This is a genomic window from Aestuariirhabdus sp. LZHN29, assembly GCF_049985285.1.
In the GTDB taxonomy this organism is placed as follows: Bacteria; Pseudomonadota; Gammaproteobacteria; order Pseudomonadales; family Aestuariirhabdaceae; genus Aestuariirhabdus.
Genome location: NZ_JBNIEU010000002.1, coordinates 278,355 through 298,718, shown reverse-complemented (window position 1 = coordinate 298,718; position 20,364 = coordinate 278,355). Strand labels below are relative to the sequence as shown.

General features: G+C 54.1%; 21 protein-coding genes. 9 read left to right on the top strand and 12 right to left on the bottom strand.

All coding sequences use genetic code 11. The annotated features are described in order from the left end of the window. Positions 1–254: 254 nt before the first annotated feature. Positions 255–677 (bottom strand): putative iron-sulfur cluster-binding metallochaperone, encoded by a 423-nt coding sequence (locus ACP3PW_RS08075; RefSeq protein WP_426416181.1) that lies wholly within the window; start codon positions 675–677, stop codon positions 255–257. A 121-nt stretch (positions 678–798) separates the two neighbouring features. Then, a complete protein-coding gene (locus ACP3PW_RS08070; RefSeq protein ID WP_426416180.1) occupies positions 799–1,395 on the bottom strand; it encodes an exopolysaccharide biosynthesis protein in 597 nt (198 codons plus the stop codon). Between the two features lie 118 nt (positions 1,396–1,513). Between ACP3PW_RS08070 and ACP3PW_RS08065 the strand changes: the two genes are divergently transcribed. Together ACP3PW_RS08065 and ACP3PW_RS08060 are read left to right on the top strand one after the other, a co-directional pair. Then, the gene (locus ACP3PW_RS08065) at positions 1,514–1,753 is read left to right on the top strand and encodes a type II toxin-antitoxin system ParD family antitoxin (protein WP_426416179.1); all 240 of its coding nucleotides are present in this window, start codon (positions 1,514–1,516) and stop codon (positions 1,751–1,753) included. Beyond that, the gene (locus tag ACP3PW_RS08060; RefSeq protein ID WP_426416178.1) at positions 1,753–2,055 is read left to right on the top strand and encodes a type II toxin-antitoxin system RelE/ParE family toxin; all 303 of its coding nucleotides are present in this window, start codon (positions 1,753–1,755) and stop codon (positions 2,053–2,055) included. Before ACP3PW_RS08065 ends, ACP3PW_RS08060 begins: the two co-directional genes overlap by 1 nt. Positions 2,056–2,121: 66 nt before the next feature. Here ACP3PW_RS08060 and ACP3PW_RS08055 read toward each other — a convergent pair whose 3' ends face one another. Continuing rightward, a complete protein-coding gene (locus ACP3PW_RS08055; RefSeq protein WP_426416177.1) occupies positions 2,122–2,952 on the bottom strand; it encodes a hypothetical protein in 831 nt (276 codons plus the stop codon). Positions 2,953–3,036: 84 nt separating this feature from the next. Next, positions 3,037–3,969, bottom strand: a complete 933-nt coding sequence (locus tag ACP3PW_RS08050) for an HNH endonuclease signature motif containing protein (RefSeq protein WP_426416176.1) — start codon at positions 3,967–3,969, stop codon at positions 3,037–3,039. Positions 3,970–4,700: 731 nt separating this feature from the next. Here ACP3PW_RS08050 and ACP3PW_RS08045 point away from each other — a divergent pair. Next, entirely contained in the window at positions 4,701–5,666 is a 966-nt protein-coding gene (locus ACP3PW_RS08045) for an integron integrase (protein WP_426416175.1), read from the top strand. A gap of 70 nt (positions 5,667–5,736) precedes the next feature. Here the strand turns inward: ACP3PW_RS08045 and ACP3PW_RS08040 are convergent, their stop codons facing one another. After that, positions 5,737–6,246: a shikimate kinase gene (locus tag ACP3PW_RS08040; protein ID WP_426416174.1), complete on the bottom strand. Its 510-nt coding sequence runs from the start codon at positions 6,244–6,246 to the stop codon at positions 5,737–5,739. A 176-nt stretch (positions 6,247–6,422) separates the two neighbouring features. Between ACP3PW_RS08040 and ACP3PW_RS08035 the strand changes: the two genes are divergently transcribed. The 5 genes from ACP3PW_RS08035 to ACP3PW_RS08015 are packed head-to-tail and all read left to right on the top strand — an operon-like array spanning position 6,423 to position 11,270. After that, the gene (locus ACP3PW_RS08035; protein WP_426416173.1) at positions 6,423–7,100 is read left to right on the top strand and encodes a histidine phosphatase family protein; all 678 of its coding nucleotides are present in this window, start codon (positions 6,423–6,425) and stop codon (positions 7,098–7,100) included. A gap of 46 nt (positions 7,101–7,146) precedes the next feature. Next, on the top strand, positions 7,147–8,364 hold the full coding sequence (locus ACP3PW_RS08030) for an acyl-CoA dehydrogenase family protein (RefSeq protein WP_426416172.1): 1,218 nt from the start codon (positions 7,147–7,149) through the stop codon (positions 8,362–8,364). A gap of 24 nt (positions 8,365–8,388) precedes the next feature. Next, positions 8,389–9,432 (top strand): phosphotransferase, encoded by a 1,044-nt coding sequence (locus ACP3PW_RS08025; RefSeq protein ID WP_426416171.1) that lies wholly within the window; start codon positions 8,389–8,391, stop codon positions 9,430–9,432. Between the two features lie 50 nt (positions 9,433–9,482). Further along, a complete protein-coding gene (locus tag ACP3PW_RS08020) occupies positions 9,483–10,457 on the top strand; it encodes an NADPH:quinone oxidoreductase family protein (RefSeq protein ID WP_426416170.1) in 975 nt (324 codons plus the stop codon). Positions 10,458–10,505: 48 nt separating this feature from the next. Further along, entirely contained in the window at positions 10,506–11,270 is a 765-nt protein-coding gene (locus tag ACP3PW_RS08015) for an SDR family oxidoreductase (protein ID WP_426416169.1), read from the top strand. Between the two features lie 38 nt (positions 11,271–11,308). Here ACP3PW_RS08015 and ACP3PW_RS08010 read toward each other — a convergent pair whose 3' ends face one another. The 7 genes from ACP3PW_RS08010 to ACP3PW_RS07980 form a co-directional block, all read right to left on the bottom strand. After that, complete coding sequence (locus ACP3PW_RS08010) at positions 11,309–12,340, bottom strand: HD-GYP domain-containing protein (protein WP_426416168.1); 1,032 nt, start codon at positions 12,338–12,340, stop codon at positions 11,309–11,311. An 11-nt stretch (positions 12,341–12,351) separates the two neighbouring features. Then, a complete protein-coding gene (locus ACP3PW_RS08005) occupies positions 12,352–12,528 on the bottom strand; it encodes a rubredoxin (RefSeq protein ID WP_426416167.1) in 177 nt (58 codons plus the stop codon). 63 nt (positions 12,529–12,591) lie between these two features. Beyond that, positions 12,592–13,905, bottom strand: a complete 1,314-nt coding sequence (locus tag ACP3PW_RS08000; RefSeq protein WP_426416166.1) for an SLC13 family permease — start codon at positions 13,903–13,905, stop codon at positions 12,592–12,594. A 72-nt stretch (positions 13,906–13,977) separates the two neighbouring features. Further along, the gene (locus tag ACP3PW_RS07995) at positions 13,978–14,424 is read right to left on the bottom strand and encodes a CBS domain-containing protein (protein WP_426416165.1); all 447 of its coding nucleotides are present in this window, start codon (positions 14,422–14,424) and stop codon (positions 13,978–13,980) included. 257 nt (positions 14,425–14,681) lie between these two features. Then, the gene (locus ACP3PW_RS07990) at positions 14,682–15,125 is read right to left on the bottom strand and encodes a hypothetical protein (RefSeq protein WP_426416164.1); all 444 of its coding nucleotides are present in this window, start codon (positions 15,123–15,125) and stop codon (positions 14,682–14,684) included. Between the two features lie 118 nt (positions 15,126–15,243). After that, on the bottom strand, positions 15,244–18,345 hold the full coding sequence (locus ACP3PW_RS07985; protein WP_426416163.1) for an efflux RND transporter permease subunit: 3,102 nt from the start codon (positions 18,343–18,345) through the stop codon (positions 15,244–15,246). A 1-nt stretch (position 18,346) separates the two neighbouring features. After that, positions 18,347–19,474, bottom strand: a complete 1,128-nt coding sequence (locus ACP3PW_RS07980) for an efflux RND transporter periplasmic adaptor subunit (protein WP_426416162.1) — start codon at positions 19,472–19,474, stop codon at positions 18,347–18,349. Between the two features lie 204 nt (positions 19,475–19,678). On the opposite strand from ACP3PW_RS07980, the gene ACP3PW_RS07975 reads away from it, so the two are divergent. Further along, on the top strand, positions 19,679–20,284 hold the full coding sequence (locus ACP3PW_RS07975) for a TetR/AcrR family transcriptional regulator (protein WP_426416161.1): 606 nt from the start codon (positions 19,679–19,681) through the stop codon (positions 20,282–20,284). Positions 20,285–20,364 lie beyond the last annotated feature (80 nt).

Genomic DNA, 20,364 nt, shown 5'->3' with positions numbered 1-20,364 from the left:
ACGCTGCCAGCGCCACACACAGCCCGTCCACTATCTACTGCTGATCCTTGGTGCCGCACTCGATGGTGTTATCGACGATCTGCCGGTAAAGTGCGCGGCGCACAGACCCTCGAAGCGGTAATAATTCGAACGCAAATCCACACTGAATCTATTGGCCCATAACGCCCGCAATAACGGGAGGGATCCACGCAGCAGCGACAGTCCAGGACCCGCGCAGCGGGGCTGAACGTTAAGCGCCGTGTCAGCGCTTGTCGTTATTTGGGAAACTCCCCCAGACAGCACCTTCCAGATGGGTTTCTGGATTCACATGCGCAGTGATTCTGCCTGGTTTCCTCGATTACAAATTGACGAATGCTTGAGTTGCTCTTAGCCTCTGCTCTGGTAACACCGTAGCAATAACACACAAGAGAGCCGTCTGAGTTTTCTTTAACCCCCACCTCGGTACGAACAGAAGCCTTTTCGATGACTGAGTTATCCTGGCCAAAGTACACAACGCTGCAATCTGGATCGGAGCAGAAGTAGTATCCCTGATCTTTTGCTACCCATGCCCAGGGGGCTTTGATGTGATGCTTTATAGTTTCAGGTGATACAAAGCCATACTCTTTTCCATTCGATGGGCAGACATGCCTCTTAGGAAAAGCGGTAGTACTGCATGATGTTGAGCAACAATCTGACATTGAATGAACCGTTAGGGCGTTAACGCTTGTGTATGCGGCTCGCGTGTAGCGGAGCGCAACGCGAGTCCGAGCCAGCGCTTTTTGCTGGCGACATGACACATTTGTTAGATTTCATTACTACTCAGCCTCCCAAACTATTTGAAAGTAGAGTATATATTACGCCCATAATAAAAAACCCAAATGCAGCTGCAAGAACCTGAACAACGCCGTCTCTTTCAAGAAGCCCAAGCGCCATAATAATAAGTACGAATGCAGGCCCAAAATTCGCGAATGGAATAGGTAGCGCGATTACGACCCCGAGCATCATGATCATCATCCCATTGAATCGATCTACGATTGGCGCTTCAGTAAAATGCCACCGGGGCCGAATAAATTTTTCTAACGTGATCACTTTGCGCGAAAACACAGTGAGTGATGATCGAACCCGTTCTGCCGGTAATTGATGATCGAGCATCCTATCGGGTAGGTAGAGGCGTGAAAATCCGAATAGTAGCTGAGTACCTATTAAAGCCACTATAAGTCCCGAGAATGTGGAAACAAACGGGATAATATTGAATGCAGCCAGAATGATAAGTGCTACTCCATATGTTCGATCCCCCAAGCCATTCATTAATTCTCGCAGGGTTATCGTCTTTCCAGAACATCTATTCGCCAAATCTACCAACACATCAGAGGTGCGCCTGCGACGCTCCTCAGGAGCAATGAATATCGGTTTCATAGGAGCCTCAATAACTGGCGCAGCTTTGCTGCGTCCAGCGCCGAAGGCGCGTAGTTAATTGACTTGTTATGGGGTTTATACCAGAATTGGGTATATATTGGTACTTTAGAGGTGTGGTATGGCCAAAAATACGAGCATGACCCTTGGTGAACATTTTGATGGCTTTATAGCTAAGCAGCTTGAAAGTGGCCGCTATGGCTCGGCTAGTGAAGTTGTAAGGGCAGGTTTGAGAATGCTTGAAGGTAGTGAAACCAAACTTGAGCGACTGCGCAATTTGCTGGATGAGGGAGAAAAAAGCGGATTTACAGATTATAGCTATGAAAGCCTTATTGCTGAATTGGATAATGAAGACCATTAATGATTCCTTTCAAACTTTCAGCAAAAGCCAAAAGTGATTTAAAAAATATTGCTAAATTCACCCAAGAAAAATGGGGGCATGATCAGCGTAATATCTACGTAAAGCAATTCGACGACTCGTTTCATATGCTTGCTGATTCTCCAGAAATTGGCAAGTCATGTGATTTTATTAAAGATGGTTATCTTAAATTTCCTCAGGGTAGTCACGTTATTTTCTATAAACTCGGACATAACTCCAAGATTGAAATTATCCGAATCCTTCACAAAAGTATGGATGTAACGCTAAACCTTAGAACCCCATAACGCCCCACATAAACGGCGCGAGGTACGAGCGTCCGGCGACCGAAGAGAGCGAATTTGATGTGATTGTTAGGCATTTGATAGTTGCTGCACTTTCTCTTCCATTTTCATAGCTTGTCTTAAAGCTTCATCCCCGAACTGCTCGCCACTAATAACGACTTGCATGGCAGCGAGAATCTTGAATTCAAACTTCCTTTGAATCCAGTTTACTTTACCGATTTTTGTTTCATCAAATTCGGCTACCTCAGTCTCAGATAGAGCCGAATTTAATAATTGCTGTATACCTGAATCTAAATGCCAGTTGAGCTTTTCGCTGTCTTTTTGACCCATTTGGATTAAAAGAGCTGTGCGTAAAATGATTGATTGGTATGTGCTTACAAGGGCCCAAGTGTATTCACCAACATAAGGCCGCACTCTCTCCCGAGAACCAACATTATCTTCATACATTTGAGTTATTTTTTCGGTGGACAGCTCTCCAACCATCGCTTGGAAGTCTCGATGATTTTTCATGGAAGAATATTCATCTTCTGTGAGAATATCGATAAATCCCATTACCACTGGAATATTTTTTCTGGCAGCCAACACGCCTTCCCAAAGAGTTTCTATAGCTGATAGCTTTCGTTCAATTGACAGTTTTTGTGTTTGACTAATTGATGCGTTGGCAAAACGAACTTTTTCAGCCTCTCTTTCAATTGAAGTCTTTAACAAGATTACATTCTTTTCTGACTCTGCCTTCAGCTCATTATTTAAATGAGTGAGCTTAAGGTCATATTCATGTTTTATGCTGTGTCGCAACCTCTCAGAAAGCCAATTGCGACTCAAAAATACAAGTACTCCGGCAAGAGCAGCACTTGCTCCGGCTGAGCTAAGAAGTGTTATGAGAAAATCGGCTAGATCCATATTAATGCCTAACGCCTCAATAACCGGCGCAGCTTTGCTGCGTCCGGCGCCGAAGGCGCGAAGTTGATTGACTTGTTAAGCCTTCTACACATCAATAGTTCTTGGCATTTCATTAATATCCATATTGAAAATGTCATGCAATGGTGATTTTGGTATACCCATAACTAAAGGCGTTGCTGTAATAATTTTGTCATCATGATTTATCGTTTTCACCATAGCTAAACCAGAGAATATATTGTGGCCGCCTGATGGGGCAAAATCACAAAATGCAGTTGACGTTGTAATCCACATAGGATCAATAATCATTACAAGTTTCCAATCACCAAACTTTTTATATACCTGAGGATCTTTTGCGATATCCCCTTTCAAATAATTAGAATAATTGGCCTCTCTATCTGGCCAAGGTGCATTCTTTGTACGAAAACGATCACTAAACTTAAAAATCATACCTATTTGATCATCATATGGCTCAGCAAAATCAGGCATATCGATAACTTTGGGGTGCATTTTTTCAAGCAGGCCTTGATATGCAACCATTACACCTAAAAGTTTCTCTCCTAGGCAATACAGCCCTCTGCTTGTGTCAATATCATAAGTTACCATTTCGCCTGACATTGCAGAGAGGATGGTTAGCCTTGGTATATTTAAGTAATGCAAAGTCGCTAGATTACAATCCCACGATTTAGCAATAGATAATTGCCGAACAATCCACTCAATATGCTTTATTTTTATTTCTGCAAGCCTTTCTACAGGAAATAATTCGGGGTGATCATCAACGTATTTGTGATGTTTTCTACATAGAAGCAAAAGATTGTTTGCTGAATCTAGCTCTTCTGGTGATATATGCGGATTCGCTCTAGGGCCATTTTTTCCTTGAGCGAATATGTGACAAACTTCGCCAATGAGAGATTCATGGAGCCCCGAATCTTCAGAATAAATAAGCTGCTCCTTACAATGCGCGCACCTTGCGGCAGATTCACCCCATACCTGAATTCTTGTTTTTGGTGATACAGCCATAACTATCCTTATGTAGGCTTAACGCCTTTAGCTGCGGCGAGCGATAGCGAGTCCAGCCCCGGGGCTTTTTCCGGGGCGAGGCAGGCTAAACTTGTTATAGGGCATTTTCACTCGAAACTAGCCCTTGTTTCTTTAGCTTTACTAATTGCTTTTTCACAGCAACTTAAGCAAGTGTAGCCTGCAGCATCATTGCCGAAAACAGGACTTTTAGCACCGCAATAACTACAGTTTTTTGAGGTTAGATACTTACCTTCATTTATTTGCTGAGCAGAAAAAGACAAGCAACCCTCACATACGTAACCAAATAAACCGGACATACGTATACCTGAGCACTTATGAAATCTAGCGATACATTCTCTCGCTTCAATTTCTTCAAGTGTCGCCTTCCTTTGCTCCATACTTACGACCTATAACAGCTTAATACTGAGCTGGCTTGTTTTGGCCGCGCAGCGAGATATCTATCACAAGCGAAAGGTATTGAAATATTTGGAATTAGTGGTCGCATCTGCCATTTCCCTCCGGTGAAAACGTGCCGGGTCATATATACAAAACGAGTGGCACAGTATCCAAACCGTTACCTCCCGCAATCTGTTGATATTGCTTGATATTTTCTGAATTTACCACCCCTGATCGCGCCCAGCACCAGGCCACTTTACACCATTAAACTGGCAACCTTCCAATATACTGTATATATATACAGTATATTCATTATTGATTATGAGGTGCAGATCATGGGCAAGAGCGCGCTGATTGAGCAGGTACGTCGAGAGATCCGATTAAGAGGATACAGCCTAAGAACCGAGAAAACCTACCTCACCTGGATCAAGCGCTATATCCGTTTTCACGGCATTACCCACCCCGCAAGCATGGGCGCCGTTGAGGTCAGGGATTATCTTACATGGCTCGCGTACGAACAAAACGTCGCTATCAACACCCAAAAAACTGCCCTTAATGCACTCGTGTTTCTGTACCATCAGGTACTCTCGATTCAGTTGGGCGATCTGGGCTTTAAGTACGCAAAGCAGCATCGACGCCTGCCGGAAGTACTCAGCCGTTCGGAAGTGGGCCAGATCCTTGAGCGGGTTCATGGACCCTACCGGCTGATATTTTCAATCCTGTACGGAAGCGGTTTGCGTATTACCGAGTGCCTGCGATTGCGGGTGCAGGATGTAGGTTTCGACGACGGCTCATTAACCGTGCGTGACGGCAAGGGCGGTAAAGACCGGAAAACCATTCTCAGTCAAAACCTGCATCAGCCATTGCGGCCTCATATCGATAGGGTTCTCGACATTCAAGCCGCGGATAATCGCAAAGGCGTGGGCCCCTCCCTGCCCCATGCGCTGGGTCGCAAGTATCCCAATGCTTTTCGTCAACCTGGCTGGATTTTTCTGTTTCCCTCTTCAGGGCTGTGCGCTCACCCATTAACCGGTGAACTCTGCCGCCATCACTTGCATGACTCAGCCCCGAGAAAGGCACTAAAGCGGGCAGTTAAACAGGCAGGAATTTTAAACAAGCGGGTTAGTTGCCATACGTTCCGGCACTCGTTTGCAACTCACCTGCTGCAAAGTGGTCGTGACATTCGGACCGTTCAGGAGCTACTGGGCCATAGCGATCTGGCTACCACCCAGCTCTATACCCATGTGCTGGGCCAACACTTTGCAGGTACCGAGAGCCCGCTGGATAGCCTTCAATACTGATGACTTATAGCGGTCGCTGACTATCGACCGCTGGACTGAACCCTGCCCGTCGCTCTTTATACGGGCAGCTCTATACCGCCGCCAGGGCCACGCAGAGTTCGTCCAGAATCTGCTGCTGGTCTTTACCGTCACAGGCGATGGTGATATCCGCAGCTTGCTGGTAAAGCGCCCTACGCTCCTCAAACAGCTCCTCGAAACTCTGCTCGGGCCGCCGCGCGATGCCACGGGTTTCGTAATTTCGAATACGGCGACGAAGCTCGGGCAAGGAGGTATCGAGAAACACCACCGGGCCAAACCCACGCAGGTGGCGCATGCCATCCTGACCATAGACGGCACTGCCGCCGGTGGCGATCACGTGGCGCGGCAGGAAGGACTCCAGCAGCGTCTGCTCCTCGATAAAGCGCAGATGAAGATAGCCGCTCTCATCCATAATATCCTGCAGCGGTTTGCCCTCGCGCAGCTGGATCAGCAAATCGGTATCGACAAAATCCAGCGCCAACTCCTTGGCCAGTTGCACACCGATGGTACTCTTGCCCGCGCCGGGCATTCCAACCAGGATCACGCTGCGTTGTGGGTTCATATTACGAGTTCGCCTCAAGCAAATAGCGCTAGTGTACCCAAGCTGAGCGCCTCGGCAAACTCTTACCATTCGCGCCACTGATACCCCACCATCATTGTCCCTGCCTTCTCATCCTCGGGTATTCTCACTATGCTGAATACCTGACTTCATCATCCCCTCGATATCTGCGAGTGAGCATGAGCGACATCTTTTTGGTACGACACGGCCAGGCCTCCTTTGGTGCAGCCAACTACGACCAGCTCTCCGAGCTGGGCCACCAGCAATCGCGCTGGCTGGGGCACTATTTCGAGCAGCAGGGATTGCACTTCGACCGCATCGTCATCGGTGGTCAGGCCCGTCACCGCCAAACCGCCGAGTCGATCTGCGGCGAGCTTTCCAATCCGGTTCCCTTCGAGTGCCTCGATGGGTTCAGCGAATACGATTTCGAAACCATCTTTCGCCTCTACCTTGAACAGAACCCCGAACAACGCCCTGGAGCTGGTGAAACCGATCGCTCCGTGTTTTACCGCTTGCTGATCAAAGCCCTCCACGCCTGGGCTGAGAACCGGCTGCGGGGTGACCTGCCGGAAAGCTGGCAACAATTTGAACAGCGCGTGCGCCACAGCCTCGATGCGGTGCGGGACACTCCTCGCGGAGATAAGGTATTGGTGGTCAGCAGCGGCGGCGCCATCACCCTGGCGGCCAGTCTGGTGCTGGAAGCGCCGCCAAGCACTATGATCAGCCTCAACCTACAGTTACGTAATACCGGGGTGACCCGCTTGCGCAACTCCGGTAGCCGAGCACACCTGTTTAGTTTTAACGAGCTGTACCATCTCGACCCCGATGACCGACGCCACGCCATCACCTACAGCTAACCCGACTCTCAAACCTAACATCGACCCCAGACACAGGGAGCATTCCATGGAATTTGAATACAGTGATAAGGTAAAAGACCTGCTAGGGCGGGTTACCGGCTTCCTCGACCAGCATCTCTACCCTATCGAGGCACAGCTGCTGGAAACCATCGAAACCCAACCCAATCGCTGGACGATCCCTGCCGAGATCGAAGCACTCAAAGCCAAGGCCAAGGCTGAGGGGCTGTGGAACCTGTTCCTGCCCGAGTTTGAAGATTACGGTTACGGCCTCAGCAACCTCGAATACGCCCCGCTGGCCGAGGTGATGGGTCGCACCCGTTTTGGTAGCGAAATATTCAACTGCAGCGCACCGGATACCGGCAACATGGAGGTGTTGGCGCGCTACGGCAGCGAGGAGCAGAAAGAGCGATGGTTGAAGCCGCTGCTGGCCGGCGAGATTCGTTCGGCATTTGCCATGACCGAACCCGCCGTAGCCTCCTGCGATGCCACCAATATCGAGACCTTGATAGAGCGCGACGGTGATGAGTATGTGATCAATGGTCGCAAATGGTTTATCTCCGGCGCCTGCGACCCGCGCTGCAAAATACTCATCGTGATGGGTAAGACCGACCCAACCAACGCCAACCGCCATATCCAGCAATCCCAGGTACTGGTGCCAATGGATACCACCGGAGTCACCCTGGTGCGCCCAATGCGTGTGTTCGGCAACGATGACGCCCCCGAGGGTCACGCCGAGATTGTGTTTGAAAACGTGCGCGTGCCGGTCAGCAATATTGTGCTGGGAGAGGGGCGAGGCTTCGAGATTGCCCAGGGTCGCCTCGGCCCCGGCCGCATTCACCACTGCATGCGCCTGATTGGCGCGGCCCAACGGGCACTGGAGATGATGTGTGCACGCGCCGAGCAACGCATCGCCTTTGGGCGCCCGCTAAGCAAGCAGGGGTCTGTGCGCGAAGATATCGCCATATCCGCCTGCGAAGTAGAGCAGGCACGACTGATGACACTGAAAGCGGCCGACACCATGGACCGCTACGGCAACAAGGGTGCCAAGGAGCTGATCGCGATGATCAAGGTGATCGCCCCGCGCATGGCCTGCCAGGTGATCGACCGTTCGATGCAGCTGCATGGAGCGGCGGGACTGAGCCAGGATTTTCGCCTCGCCGAACTCTATATGTATGCCCGTACTGTGCGCCTCGCCGACGGTCCCGACCAGGTACACATGATGCAATTGGGGCGTGATCTGGCACGCCGCTGGGCCGACCAATAGAACACAACAGGGAATACAGCATTCATGAGTGAACAGATAGATAGCCTTGATGAGGCGCTGCTAGCGAGCTACCTGAGCCAACAGGTCTCCGGTTTCGAAGGCCCCCTTACCGCGACAAAATTTGCCGGCGGCCAATCCAATCCGACGTTTAAAATCGAGGCCGCTTCGGGTACCTATGTGCTGCGTCGCCAGCCGCCCGGCAAGTTGCTCAAATCGGCCCACGCGGTGGATCGGGAGTACCGGGTGATCAAAGCACTTGCCAACAGCGAGGTGCCGGTCGCCGGGGTGTACCATCTTTGTGAAGACCCCTCGGTTATTGGGTCGATGTTCTATCTGATGGAGTATTGCGATGGTCGTATCTTCTGGGATGCCGCGATCCCCGAAGTCGATAACAGCCAACGCAGTGCCATGTACGACGAAATGAACCGGGTATTGGCGGCGCTGCACAGCGTCAATATCGACGCCGTGGGCCTGAGCGACTACGGCAAACCCGGCAACTACTTCGAACGCCAGCTGGGGCGCTGGTCCTCCCAGTATCGCGCCTCTGAGCTACAGCCCATCGAAGCGATGGAGCAGCTGATGAGCTGGCTGCAGCAGAACATGCCCGCCGATGATGGCCGCATAGCGCTGAGCCATGGTGACTTCCGCCTCGACAACATGATGTTTCATCCCACCGAACCGCGCGTGATCGCGGTACTCGACTGGGAACTCTCCACCCTCGGGCACCCCTTTGCCGACCTCGCCTACCAATGCATGCAGCTGCGAATGCCCGGCAAGGTGGGCAGCATGTCGGGGCTGATGGGGGTCGATCTCGGCGCGCTGGGAATCCCCACCGAACAGCAGTACATCGCCCGTTACTGCGAGCGTATGGGGCTGGAGGGCATCGATAACTGGGCCTTCTACCTGGCGTTCAGTTTCTTCCGTCTCGCAGCCATTGTGCAGGGTGTTGCCAAACGCGCCGCCGATGGCAACGCCTCCAATCGCAACGCGGCCAAGGTCGGCGCCTTTGTCGGGCCGATGGCGGAGCTGGCGCTCGGTGTAATCAAGCAACAGGGTCGCCAGCCCTAGCTCGCGACGCGGACCCCCTACAACAATAATGAATAGCAACAGGAGCCAGAATGAAAGCGATCGTATGCGAGGCCTTTGCCCCCCTGCAGGAACTCAAGTATAACGACCTGCCCGACCCCGTCGCCCGCAAAGGCCAGGTAGTAATCGATGTTGCCGCCGCCGGGGTTAACTTTCCCGATGGTTTGCTGGTGCAGGGGCTCTACCAGATGAAACCACCCTGCCCCTTCGTACCGGGTACCGAAATTGCCGGTGTCGTCAGTGAAGTCGGAGAGGGCGTCGCGCACCTCAAGGTCGGTGATCGAGTGGTTGGCGTCACCATGCTCGGTGGCTACGCCGAGAAAGCGGCGCTGCAAGCCAATACCGTGATGCCGTTAGCGGATGCGATTCCCTTCGAGGAAGCCGCCGGACTCATTACCGCCCATGCCACCGCCCACCACGCTCTTAAGCAACGCGCCAACCTGCAAGCGGGCGAGACCCTGCTGGTAACCGGTGCCGCCGGAGGAACCGGACTCGCTGCGGTGCAGATTGGCAAGGCGATGGGTGCCAAGGTGATAGCCGTGTGCTCCACCGCCGAGAAGCTGGCGGTGGCCGAGGCCAACGGGGCCGATATCCTGATTAACGCCAGCGAACAGGATCTTAGGGCCGAGGTCAAAAAAATTACCGGTGGCCAGGGGGTTGATGTCGCCTACGATGTGGTCGGTGGCGACACCTTCGATACCCTCAGCCGCTGTATCGGCTGGAACGGGCGCCTGCTGGTGATCGGGTTTGCCTCGGGGCGCATTCCCGAACTACCGGTCAACCTGACGCTGGTAAAGGGTTACGCGGTGCTGGGGGTTTTCTGGGGTACCTTCACCATGCGCCAACCCAAAGAGTTTATGGCCAATATGATGGAACTGATGCAATGGTATCTTGAAGGCAAGGTTAAGGTGGTAGTCGATCAAACCTATCCGCTAGCAAACGCCGTCGACGCCATTAACAAAGTGATGAATCGTCAGGTAAAGGGGAAGGTGATTCTGACTCCGTAAAGGAGCTCACCGCTTACCCACCGTTTAAAAAGAGCAGAGGAGAACATCGTGGCAACACAACTATTTGATTTAACCGGAAAGATCGCCCTCGTCACCGGGGCTAGCCGGGGTATTGGCGAAGAGATCGCCAAGCTACTCGCCGAACAGGGTGCCCATGTCATTGTATCGAGCCGCAAGGTAGATGATTGCCAAAAGGTGGTGGACGGCATTAAGGCCAGCGGCCACAGCGCCGAAGCCCTCGCCTGCCACGTCGGCAGCATGGAGGAGATCAGCGCCGCGTTCGACTATATCCGTAGCGAACATGGTCGGCTCGACATTCTGGTGAACAATGCGGCCGCTAACCCCTATTTCGGCCACGTTCTCGACACGGACCTCGGAGCGTACCAGAAGACCGTGGACGTCAATATTCGCGGTTACTTCTTTATGTCGGTCGAGGGCGGCAAGTTGATGCGTGAAAACGGCGGTGGCGCCATCGTCAACACCGCCTCCATCAACGCACTGCACCCGGGCCCCATGCAGGCGATCTACTCCATCACCAAGGCGGCGGTGGTCAACATGACCCAGGCCTTCGCCAAGGAGTGCGCGCCACTGAATATTCGCGTCAACGCGCTACTGCCCGGTTTGACCAAAACCAAGTTCGCCGGGGCACTGTTTAGCAATGAAGCGATCCATAAGGAGGCCATTCGTAACATCCCCATGCAACGCCACGCCGAGCCTCAGGAGATGGCCGGCGCCGTGCTCTACCTGGTGTCCGATGCGTCCAGCTACACCACCGGGCAATGCATCGTTGTCGATGGTGGCATGACCGCCTAGATCGGTGGGCGCCTGCCAGTTCGGTGGGCGCCCCTAGCTTAACGCATCAGGTTAACGAATTCGGTGAACAGTTTTTTATCAAAGTGATCGGACATCTGGTCGCGCATCAGTACCAGGGCCTGGAAAGGGGTCATCGCTTTTTTGTAGGAGCGCTCGGCGGTCAAGGCGTCGAACACGTCGGCGATACAGCAGATCTTGCCGTAGATATGGATCTCTTCATTGTGTAGCTGCTTGGGGTACCCGGTGCCGTCGGCACGCTCGTGATGCTGCAATACGATGATGCGGCTCTCCTCGGTAAGCTCGCCACTTTGCTCCATCAGTTTAAAACCCTTGAAAGGGTGCGTGCGCATATGGCGCATCTCGTCGTCGGTCAGCTTGCCGGGCTTGTTGATCACCTCCGGGCGCACATTGACCTTACCCAGATCGTGCAGAAAAAAGCCGGCGCCCAGCTCCTGCATATCGTGCTGGTCCGATTGGCCGAACAGGGCCTTGGCCAACATAATACTGGTCACCCCTACGTTGACCGAATGGGTGTAGGTGTAAAAATCGTGGCTGGTGATGCGCAGCATATTGGAGGCAGTTTCCGGGTCGTGCAGGATCATATCCGTGACCTGGAAAATCGCCTTTTTGGATGCTTTAAGATTCTCTGCCGTCGGCGTTTCCAGCAGCCGATCCATTAACTCCCGGGAGTGATGATAGACCGCCTCTGAACGCTTTTCCGGGTTGAGTTTTTTGTCGTGCAGCGCTTCCTGCAAGGCTTCGGGCACCAGATTATCCGCGTTCCATTTTTCGGGAGCAGGCGCCGTCACGTCAACCGCTGGCTCCGGATGGGCAACGTCGGTGGCGTTGCCACTGTCCGCGTGCCAGTTCGCCGGCAGCTCACTTTTTCCGAGATCAATATCAAACCGATTGATCTTGCAATTGCGCAGTTTCTCCAGCTGCGCCTCGGTTTTAATCAAAAACTCATTGCGCAAAAAGGGGTGGTCCAGCCAGCTATTGGGCAACTTAACGTACATCCCCAGGCAAAGTTCATCCGGAGATTGGGACACCGTTTTTTTCTGCTCACTCATAGGATCGAATATTACTCACTGTCGATGACTTCACTAAATAGCTCTTTGGAGGCACCGCATTCCGGGCACACCCAGTCATCGGAGATCTCCTCCCAGGGAGTACCGGGCGCTATCCCCTCCTCGGGACAGCCCTGCGCCGGATCATAAATATAGTCACAAATATCACAATGGTATTGTCGTTTATTCACATCAAGATCTCTCACTGCAAGTCTTTCACTGAACAGCGCCAGCCCCCTGTTCAGAAACGGGGGCTAGCGCAGATAATCGAAGCCGACGCTAAAGGCAATCGTCGCCATTACCAAACTGAATATCATGATCGGGAAGCCCTTACGCAACCACAGCATCGGCGTAATTCTCGCCCCGGGAATACCACAGCGCTCCGATTCACTGACACAGATAACGTTAGCGGTCGCACCAATATGGGAACCGTTACCGCCCACCCCCACCCCGATTGCCAACGCCCACCAGAGCGCTAATACCGGCACGCCCTGAGCTTCCAAACCCTGCACGATGGGTATCATGGTAACGGTAAAGGGGATGTTATCAACAATGGCGCTGAGGATCGCCGCCACCCACATGAGCAGAATACAGGCCAGCAACAGCTGCCCCTCCTGTTTGGCGAAATCGGCTAACTGGGCACCGACCAGATCCAGCAACCCAGACGACTCCACCCCCCCCACAATAACAAAGAGTCCAGCAAAGAACGCCAGCACCGACCACTCCATCTCCCCGTAGAGGGGCTCCGGGTCGGGCTGCACCAGCACCAGGGCGATAGCCGCACCGATAAACGCTACGTAGGCGGGAAACAGATGGAAATGATGGTGTACAAAAAACAGCACGATGGTTACTGACAAGGCAAACAGGGTCTTTTTTAGTCCCTTGGGATCCTTGATCGCCTTGCTCTCGTCCAGATCGAGGTCCACATCGATCGGTACACTCAGGTACTCGCGGAACATATACAGCACCAGCACGACGGTACAGACCCAGACCACGGCAATAACCGGCGCCATATGGACCATAAAACTGAGGAAGTCGATGCCGGCGGCGCTACCGATCATGATATTGGGCGGATCACCCACCAGGGTCGAGGCGCCACCAATGTTGGACAGCATCGCCTCGGCCATCAAATAGGGCAACGGGTTGATATTGAGCATGCGGGTAATCAGTACCGTCAACGGGGCGAAGATCAGCACCGTGGTAACGTTGTCGAGGAACATACTGATTACGCTGACCGCGATACAAAGAAATACCAGCAGACGCTTTGGATCGCGACCTGAGGCCTTCGCGATTCTTATCGCGAGATACTCAAAGCCCCCCGTGGGACGCAGCATTACGACGATCATCATCATGCTGATCAACAGAAACATCGTGTTGGCGTCGATCGCCATCACAGCGGCTGCCTGGGAGTAGAACCCCATCCAGGTCCCCACCCCGATCATCACTACCGCGCCGGCCAACGCCGCACTGGAGCGATGAATCATCTCGGTAAAGATAACGATATAGGCCAGCACCATGGTAACCAGTGCGGCTCCCATCGCGGTGGTGAAACCGGCTTCGCTCTCCATATCCCCCTGCTCCCCTTCCTGTTTTTAGATTAAAAAGACAGGCCGCCCCTGGCCATCATTGATTAGGGTGCGCTATAGCTTGTCCAGCAGGCGCTGGGCGATCGTGATGCGGGTCACGATGCCCCGGTAGTCCCCCTTGTCCTCCACAAACAAACAGGTACTGTCATGATCCGCCATCAACGCCAGCCCTTTGGTGAGGGAGGAGTCCGGTGTTACGACGCAAAACTTGTCGGTGATGTAGTCATCAACCGGTTTGTCACACCACTCTTTCATGTCGGGCTCTATATCGTGCAACGCGACCGCAGCATCACCCAGCACATGGGCGGCCTTTACCAGATAGTCGGGCAGCATCATTTTAGCCAGCAGGTCATACAAACTGACCGCCCCGCAAATCACGCCCTCCTCATCCATCACCGGTAAGGTCGATACCCGGTAATCAGAGCAATCTCTTAACAATTTTTCCAGCGTATCCCCCCGTTGCAGGGTACTGGTCATCTGTGCTGAGTCACCCAGGTTCATCGTTACACTCCTCAATTCAATGAACGGAATATCCTTTCATTATGGATAGCCGCTCACCGGAATGCCACCGCAGATTAACGGGCAGGCCCAATGAACTCTTTGTCCGGGTTTTCAACAGATTCGCTGGAAAGCATTGTGGTCAGGCTGTGGATAACTTCCCAAGCCCCCTTGGGGCGTTATCATTTCACCCACTGGCTATTTTTGCAGCAACGAAACCCGCCTGCGACGGCGAGCGTATTCGATCCAGGGGGACAGGCCTATGCGTCGCCGCCCCTAGCGGCGATGCCTTCCCCATAGGAGAGTTCATTCAACAGCCCCAGTTCACGATACCACTGCCAGGCAGCGTCTTCGCTAGAGAACAGTCGGCACTCCAGTCCCTCTATATCCCGCACATAATTCAGGAAAACGCTCTGGGCAAACCCCTGCTTGCTATCGACTATGGCGATAAAACGACGGTTAAGTTTTACCGATGCCTGCACGGCCTGGCGGATCAGTCCTGCCGTGGCATGAACCGATAACTCCCAGTTGCTGATATTGTCGATAGTTCCCCACGGCTGTGCCTGCAGCCCGGCAGCATGCTCGCGTGCGTTTTTCACGAACGCCATATAGCCCTCCTCATTGAAGGCGCCAACGTAACTAATCGCCAATACGCGGCCCACCACCCGCATCGCGAACTCACCGTGTATTTTGTTACGAGACATGAGGAGACAACAGCATAGAGAGACACCTGGGATCCTACTGATTATTCATAGAGATTAGCACGTCAGCGAGGCGGGGCGCCGCCCCGGTGTGCATTTGAGTATCTCGCTGTTTGCACCCTCAGCGCGCCAGAACAGCCTCCTCCTGCTCGGGCTGCTCGCTGGGTTCGAACGCGCGAAAGCGGCTCATTAGCAAAAATGCTGCCGGCACAAAGAAAAAGGAGAGCAGCGTCGTCAGCAAGGTGCCACCGGCGATCGCGGTGGCAAAAGGAGGCCAGAAACCGCCGCCTTCCAATATCAACGGCATAAATCCCCCAAGGGTGGTGATGGTAGTGGAGGTGATGTGCCGGGTACAAACACTCACAGCCGCAATAATGGCCTGCATATCCCCGCGCACCGCAGCACTATCGGCACGCAGTTCGGCCAGAATCACGATGGAGGCGTTGATCGCCAGCCCCATCAACCCCAGCAGTCCGATAATGACGTTAAAACCAAACGCGAAATCAAACAGGTAGAGACTGAGCAACCCCAGTCCCGCCGCCTGTACTGCGGTAACCAGAATCAGGGCGCTAAGCCGAAAACTGTTGAAGGAGAGCACCAGCACGGTAATCAACAAGGTGATGATCACCCCGATATCGACCAGCAGGTTGCCGACCGCTTCATTACGTTTTGCAGACTCTCCCCCCACCTCCAGGCGATAACCCGTAGGCAGTTCAAACTCGGCCGCTTCAAGGTTTTGCAAAAAGGCCTCGAGCGCGGTCGCAGGCAATACACCGGCACGAATATAGCCGGCAATAGTGTTCACCCGCTCGCCATCACGACGGGGTATCGCCCCTCGGCTGGGCCGTATCTGCACCTCGGTCAGTGCGGACAGGGGGACACTGGAGTTCGCATTGGAGGTGATACTGATATCCCCCAATTGACCGGGTTGCAGGCGCAGTTCGCTGGCCACCCTTACCCGCACCGGAATCGACTCGGTTGATTCCAGTACCGAGCCCTGCACGCTGCCCTCGAGTGAGTTGCGCAGCTGGCCAGCGATCGCGGTGAGAGTCATACCTCCCTGCAAACTCGCCTCTTCATTAACCTTGAGCCACACCTTGGGGGTTCCCGGCTGCAGGCTGGCCCGGGTATGCACCACCGAATCGGTTTGCGCCAGTATTGCCCGCGCCTGGTCACCCAACTCCTTGAGGGTATCGAGGTTAGGGCCAAAGATCCGCATCTCTACCGGGGCGTCGAAGGGAGGGCCCTGCTCCAGCTTGCGAACCAGTATCTGCGCCGACGGCAGCCGATCATCGAGCAGCTGCTGCAAAGCAGGTATCAGGCGATTGGCGGCTTTAAAGTCCTCCGCTTTGACCATCGCCTGGGCATAGTTTTGCGCACCCTGCTGGGCGGGAATCAGGTTGTAGTAGAAACTGGGGGCGTTGTTGCCAACAAACCACTGCACGCTTTCGATCCCCTCCTGCCGCTTCAGTTCGTCACTAATGGCATCGGTCATGCGGCGGGTCGCGCTGAGGCTGGTTTGAGCGGGCATAAAGAGTTCGATCTGGAACATATCCCGGTCGGAGGCCGGGAAAAACTGCTCGGTCAACTCTCCGGCAGCTCGAAACCCCGCCACAGGCACCAGCATTACCAACAGCAAGGTGATCAACGGACGTTTAAGCGCTAACTGCAATGTTCGTGTAAAGGCAGTGGAGAGCCACGGCAGGGTTAATCCGCTGTGATACCAGTGCTCACCCTCGGGCTTGCCCGCAGGCAGGAAGCGCCCCGCCAAACCGGCCACCAGGGTATGGGAGATCAGGTAGGAGCCAATCAGGGAGAAAATCACACTGAGGGCAATCCCCCCCACAAACTCTCCCGCCCCGCCGGGCATCAACACGATCGGCATAAAAGCGAGAATGGTGGTCAGGGTTGAGCCCAGCAAGGGCAGCCACAGGTGGTGCACCGACTCCATAACCGCCTCTATCGCCGAACGTCCTTTCTGGCGCAGGAACTGGATGCTATCGACCATGACGATGGCGTTGTCCACCATTATTCCCAGGGCCACCACCAAGCCGGTAACCGACATCTGGTGAATCGGCAAGCCATAGTAATTCATGCAGGTCAGGGTAAAGAGCACCGTCAGCGGCAATGAACTGGCAACAATAATCGCCGAGCGCCAGCCGAGGGTAATCAGCAGTACCACGGAGATAATAGCGAAACCAATGAGCACGTTATCTACCAACGTGCCGAGGCGATGGTTGGTGTATCCCGTCTGGTCGAACAAAACCTCCAGCTCTATGTTGCCCGGCAGCTGGCTTTCGAAGCGCCCCTGCTCACGGTCAACCCGCGCCCCCCAGAGGTCGATGCGTTGGCCTGCTCCCATGCGCACAGCAACCACGACCGAGCTTTTTCCGTCCACCAGAGCCAGCTCCTCCAGAGGCCACTGCACGGACCGCTCCACCCGAGCAAGGTCACCCACCCGGTAAACGAAGCCCTGCTCATCGGCCCGCAGGGGAATGTTTCGAATACGTTCCAACGAATCCAGCGCGCCCACCAACTCGACTTGAAGCTGGTTATTGTCGTTGACCAGGCGTCCTGCCGTTACCTTGGCGTCAGCACCGGCAATGCGGTTGGAGATCACCTGGGGAGATAACTGCATGGCACTGGCCAGGTGCTGATCGACCTCCACCAACACCTCCTCTTCGGGTGCACCATAAATCTCGACGTAATCGGTGCCGGCAAGCGCGCGCATGCGGCTCTGCAACTCCTTGCCATAGCGTCCCAGCGTCGCCAAATCCAGCTCTCCCGGGCCGGCCCAGTTGAGCGCGATAATACGAGTAAATGCATACCCCTTGTCGTCATCAAGGGATGGTCTGCCCGCTCCCGGGGGTAAAGTAAGCTCCACCTCGCCCACCAGGTCCCGCGCCTTGGACCAGATCGGGTCAGGGGCGACGATCTCGTCCTTAAGCTCAATTTTTACCAACGAAATACCGGGTCGACTGGTAGATGTGATCAACTTGATCTCTGACAGCTTTCGCAGTCGGTTTTCCACAGGCTCGGTAATCAACGCCTCGACCCGCTCGGCACTCGCTCCGGGTAAGTGAGTGATCACTGTCGCATAACGGCTGGTGATATGAGGGTCTTCTGCCCGAGGCAAGGTATTAAGCGAACCCAGTCCCGCCACCACCAGGATCGCGATGACCAGAGAAACGAGGCGGCCATTGGCAACAAAACTACGAATCATGTCAGGGCTCCTGGGCAACACGGGCGGCTGCCAGCCGCACCTGTTGGCCCGGCACCAATCGGTGCAAGCCGGCACTTAGCAGGCGCTCGCCATCGGCCAAACTACCGCTGATAAAAGCACGTTCCTGATTGGCGTAGAGAATGCGGACATCACGTGCGATCAGGCGAAAATACTCACCATCGGCCTCGGGCTGCAATATATATACATTCCACAATCCGCGAACCCCGTCGGTCAGCGCCGTCAATGGCACCCAGAAACCTGCGTGCTCGATGTGCTCGTTAACCAGCAGCTGCGCCATCTCGCCATTGACCACCCCCGCCCCGGGAGGAAGCTGCAAACGCAACTGCACGGTACGGGTCACCTGATCGACATTAAAACCGCGGGCAATCAGGCGGGCTTCGAAGCGCTGGCCTGCGATAACAATCGGCATGTTGGGGCGTAGCTGATTGAGCAGGCGAACCGGCACCCCCACCTTGACCTCAGCACTACCACGCAACAACAGCGACAGCACCGGCGTGCCTGCCGCAACCACCCCTCCCGGAGAGATCAGGCGCTGGTCAACTACCCCATCGAAAGGGGCGCGCAGCAGTGATTTTTCCAACCGTAGACCATTGGCGTCCAACCCTGCTCGTGTACGGGATTGCCGGGCGAGCAATGCATGGCGTCGACTCTCCAACTCATCAAGGCTCTGCTGGGACGCATAACCACTGCTGCTGAGCGAACGGATTCGGGTGAGGTTGGATTCCACCAGTTGTAGCTCGGCGGCAATCTCCTCTTGCTGGGCACGAAGCTGCTGCTGTTCGGTTTGCAACAGGCGAATATCCAGCTGTACCAGCGGGTCCCCGGCCGTTACCGAGTCCCCTTCGTCGACAAAAAGTTCCGCCACCTTGCCCGCCAATTCAAACCCCAACTGAGCTTGCTCTTTCACCTGCACACTACCGATAAAGCGCCGCTCAGCGTCGTATCCTGTCTGCTCGGTCAATAGCTCGCCATTAGCCAGATGGGCGTAGGCGTTGGGTTGATTCTTTTGCGCTGCGCCGGCACCCTCATCAGCACAGCCAGCCACCAACAGAGCAGACAGCGTCACGGCGGCCAACGCCGGTAGAGAGGGAGGGATAGAGGGAAACATAGATCGATCCTTTCGATGTTTATGACCGCGATGTTTATGCCCGGCCAGGGTAGCTGATGGCAAAATTTATACTGGGCAGTTTTATACTGGACTGCGCCGTCTAGTTTAATTAGACTAAACTAGACTGTCCAGTTCGATTTAAATCGATTGGTAATATGGTTATCATCACCTCGCACCTACTCACTACAGCGTTCATCGGCATCCATGGTCAGAATCAGAAACAAAAGCGAAGAGAAGCGTGACAGCATCCTAGATGCCGCGGTCACCCTATTTACCGAGCAGGGCTTTGAAAGCACCAGCATGGACCAGATTGCCCAGCGTGCCGGGGTTTCCAAACAAACGGTTTACAGCCACTACGGCAGTAAGGAGGAGCTCTTTAGCGCCTCCATTCGCTGCAAATGCATAAGCCACCAACTGGCGGAGGAGGATTTTCGCGAGTTCGATGACCCCCGCAGCGCGCTCTCCACGATCGCCCTGCGCTTTTGCGAGTTGATTCAGAGCCAGGAAGCGGTACACGTATTTCGCACCTGCGTGGCGCAATCGGAAACCCACCCACAACTTTCCAGACTCTTCTTTAAAGAGGGGCCCAACAATATGTTCGAACAGGTTGCCCGGCTGCTGCAGGTCTTTTCCCAACGCGGGCTCCTGCAGGTTGAAGAGCCGCGCTTCGCCGCAGTGCAGTTCCTGATGATGGTCCACGGCGAATCACGCCTGCGACTCGAGCTCAACGTCGAGCCGCTTGCTGACGAAGAAAACCAACGCTACGTTGAGAGTTGCGTCGAGACTTTCATGCGTGCATACAGCGGCTGAGACCGCTGCGTTTTTAGCCCACGCCGCCTGGACTGTATCGGGGTCGCTCCCTGCACGTGCGCCCTAGGCATAGCACAAGC

Excerpts from the sequence above, each read along its gene's own strand:
- ACP3PW_RS08035 (WP_426416173.1), top strand. The coding sequence starts at position 6,423 with ATGAGCGACATCTTTTTGGTACGACACGGCCAGGCCTCCTTTGGTGCA.
- ACP3PW_RS07980 (WP_426416162.1), bottom strand. The coding sequence starts at position 19,474 with ATGTTTCCCTCTATCCCTCCCTCTCTACCGGCGTTGGCCGCCGTGACG.
- ACP3PW_RS07990 (WP_426416164.1), bottom strand. The coding sequence starts at position 15,125 with ATGTCTCGTAACAAAATACACGGTGAGTTCGCGATGCGGGTGGTGGGC.
- ACP3PW_RS08070 (WP_426416180.1), bottom strand. The coding sequence starts at position 1,395 with ATGAAACCGATATTCATTGCTCCTGAGGAGCGTCGCAGGCGCACCTCT.
- ACP3PW_RS07995 (WP_426416165.1), bottom strand. The coding sequence starts at position 14,424 with ATGAACCTGGGTGACTCAGCACAGATGACCAGTACCCTGCAACGGGGG.
- ACP3PW_RS08055 (WP_426416177.1), bottom strand. The coding sequence starts at position 2,952 with ATGGATCTAGCCGATTTTCTCATAACACTTCTTAGCTCAGCCGGAGCA.
- ACP3PW_RS08010 (WP_426416168.1), bottom strand. The coding sequence starts at position 12,340 with ATGAGTGAGCAGAAAAAAACGGTGTCCCAATCTCCGGATGAACTTTGC.
- ACP3PW_RS08065 (WP_426416179.1), top strand. The coding sequence starts at position 1,514 with ATGGCCAAAAATACGAGCATGACCCTTGGTGAACATTTTGATGGCTTT.
- ACP3PW_RS08040 (WP_426416174.1), bottom strand. The coding sequence starts at position 6,246 with ATGAACCCACAACGCAGCGTGATCCTGGTTGGAATGCCCGGCGCGGGC.
- ACP3PW_RS08050 (WP_426416176.1), bottom strand. The coding sequence starts at position 3,969 with ATGGCTGTATCACCAAAAACAAGAATTCAGGTATGGGGTGAATCTGCC.
- ACP3PW_RS08045 (WP_426416175.1), top strand. The coding sequence starts at position 4,701 with ATGGGCAAGAGCGCGCTGATTGAGCAGGTACGTCGAGAGATCCGATTA.
- ACP3PW_RS07985 (WP_426416163.1), bottom strand. The coding sequence starts at position 18,345 with ATGATTCGTAGTTTTGTTGCCAATGGCCGCCTCGTTTCTCTGGTCATC.
- ACP3PW_RS08000 (WP_426416166.1), bottom strand. The coding sequence starts at position 13,905 with ATGGAGAGCGAAGCCGGTTTCACCACCGCGATGGGAGCCGCACTGGTT.
- ACP3PW_RS08025 (WP_426416171.1), top strand. The coding sequence starts at position 8,389 with ATGAGTGAACAGATAGATAGCCTTGATGAGGCGCTGCTAGCGAGCTAC.
- ACP3PW_RS08075 (WP_426416181.1), bottom strand. The coding sequence starts at position 677 with ATGTCAGATTGTTGCTCAACATCATGCAGTACTACCGCTTTTCCTAAG.
- ACP3PW_RS07975 (WP_426416161.1), top strand. The coding sequence starts at position 19,679 with ATGGTCAGAATCAGAAACAAAAGCGAAGAGAAGCGTGACAGCATCCTA.
- ACP3PW_RS08030 (WP_426416172.1), top strand. The coding sequence starts at position 7,147 with ATGGAATTTGAATACAGTGATAAGGTAAAAGACCTGCTAGGGCGGGTT.
- ACP3PW_RS08060 (WP_426416178.1), top strand. The coding sequence starts at position 1,753 with ATGATTCCTTTCAAACTTTCAGCAAAAGCCAAAAGTGATTTAAAAAAT.
- ACP3PW_RS08020 (WP_426416170.1), top strand. The coding sequence starts at position 9,483 with ATGAAAGCGATCGTATGCGAGGCCTTTGCCCCCCTGCAGGAACTCAAG.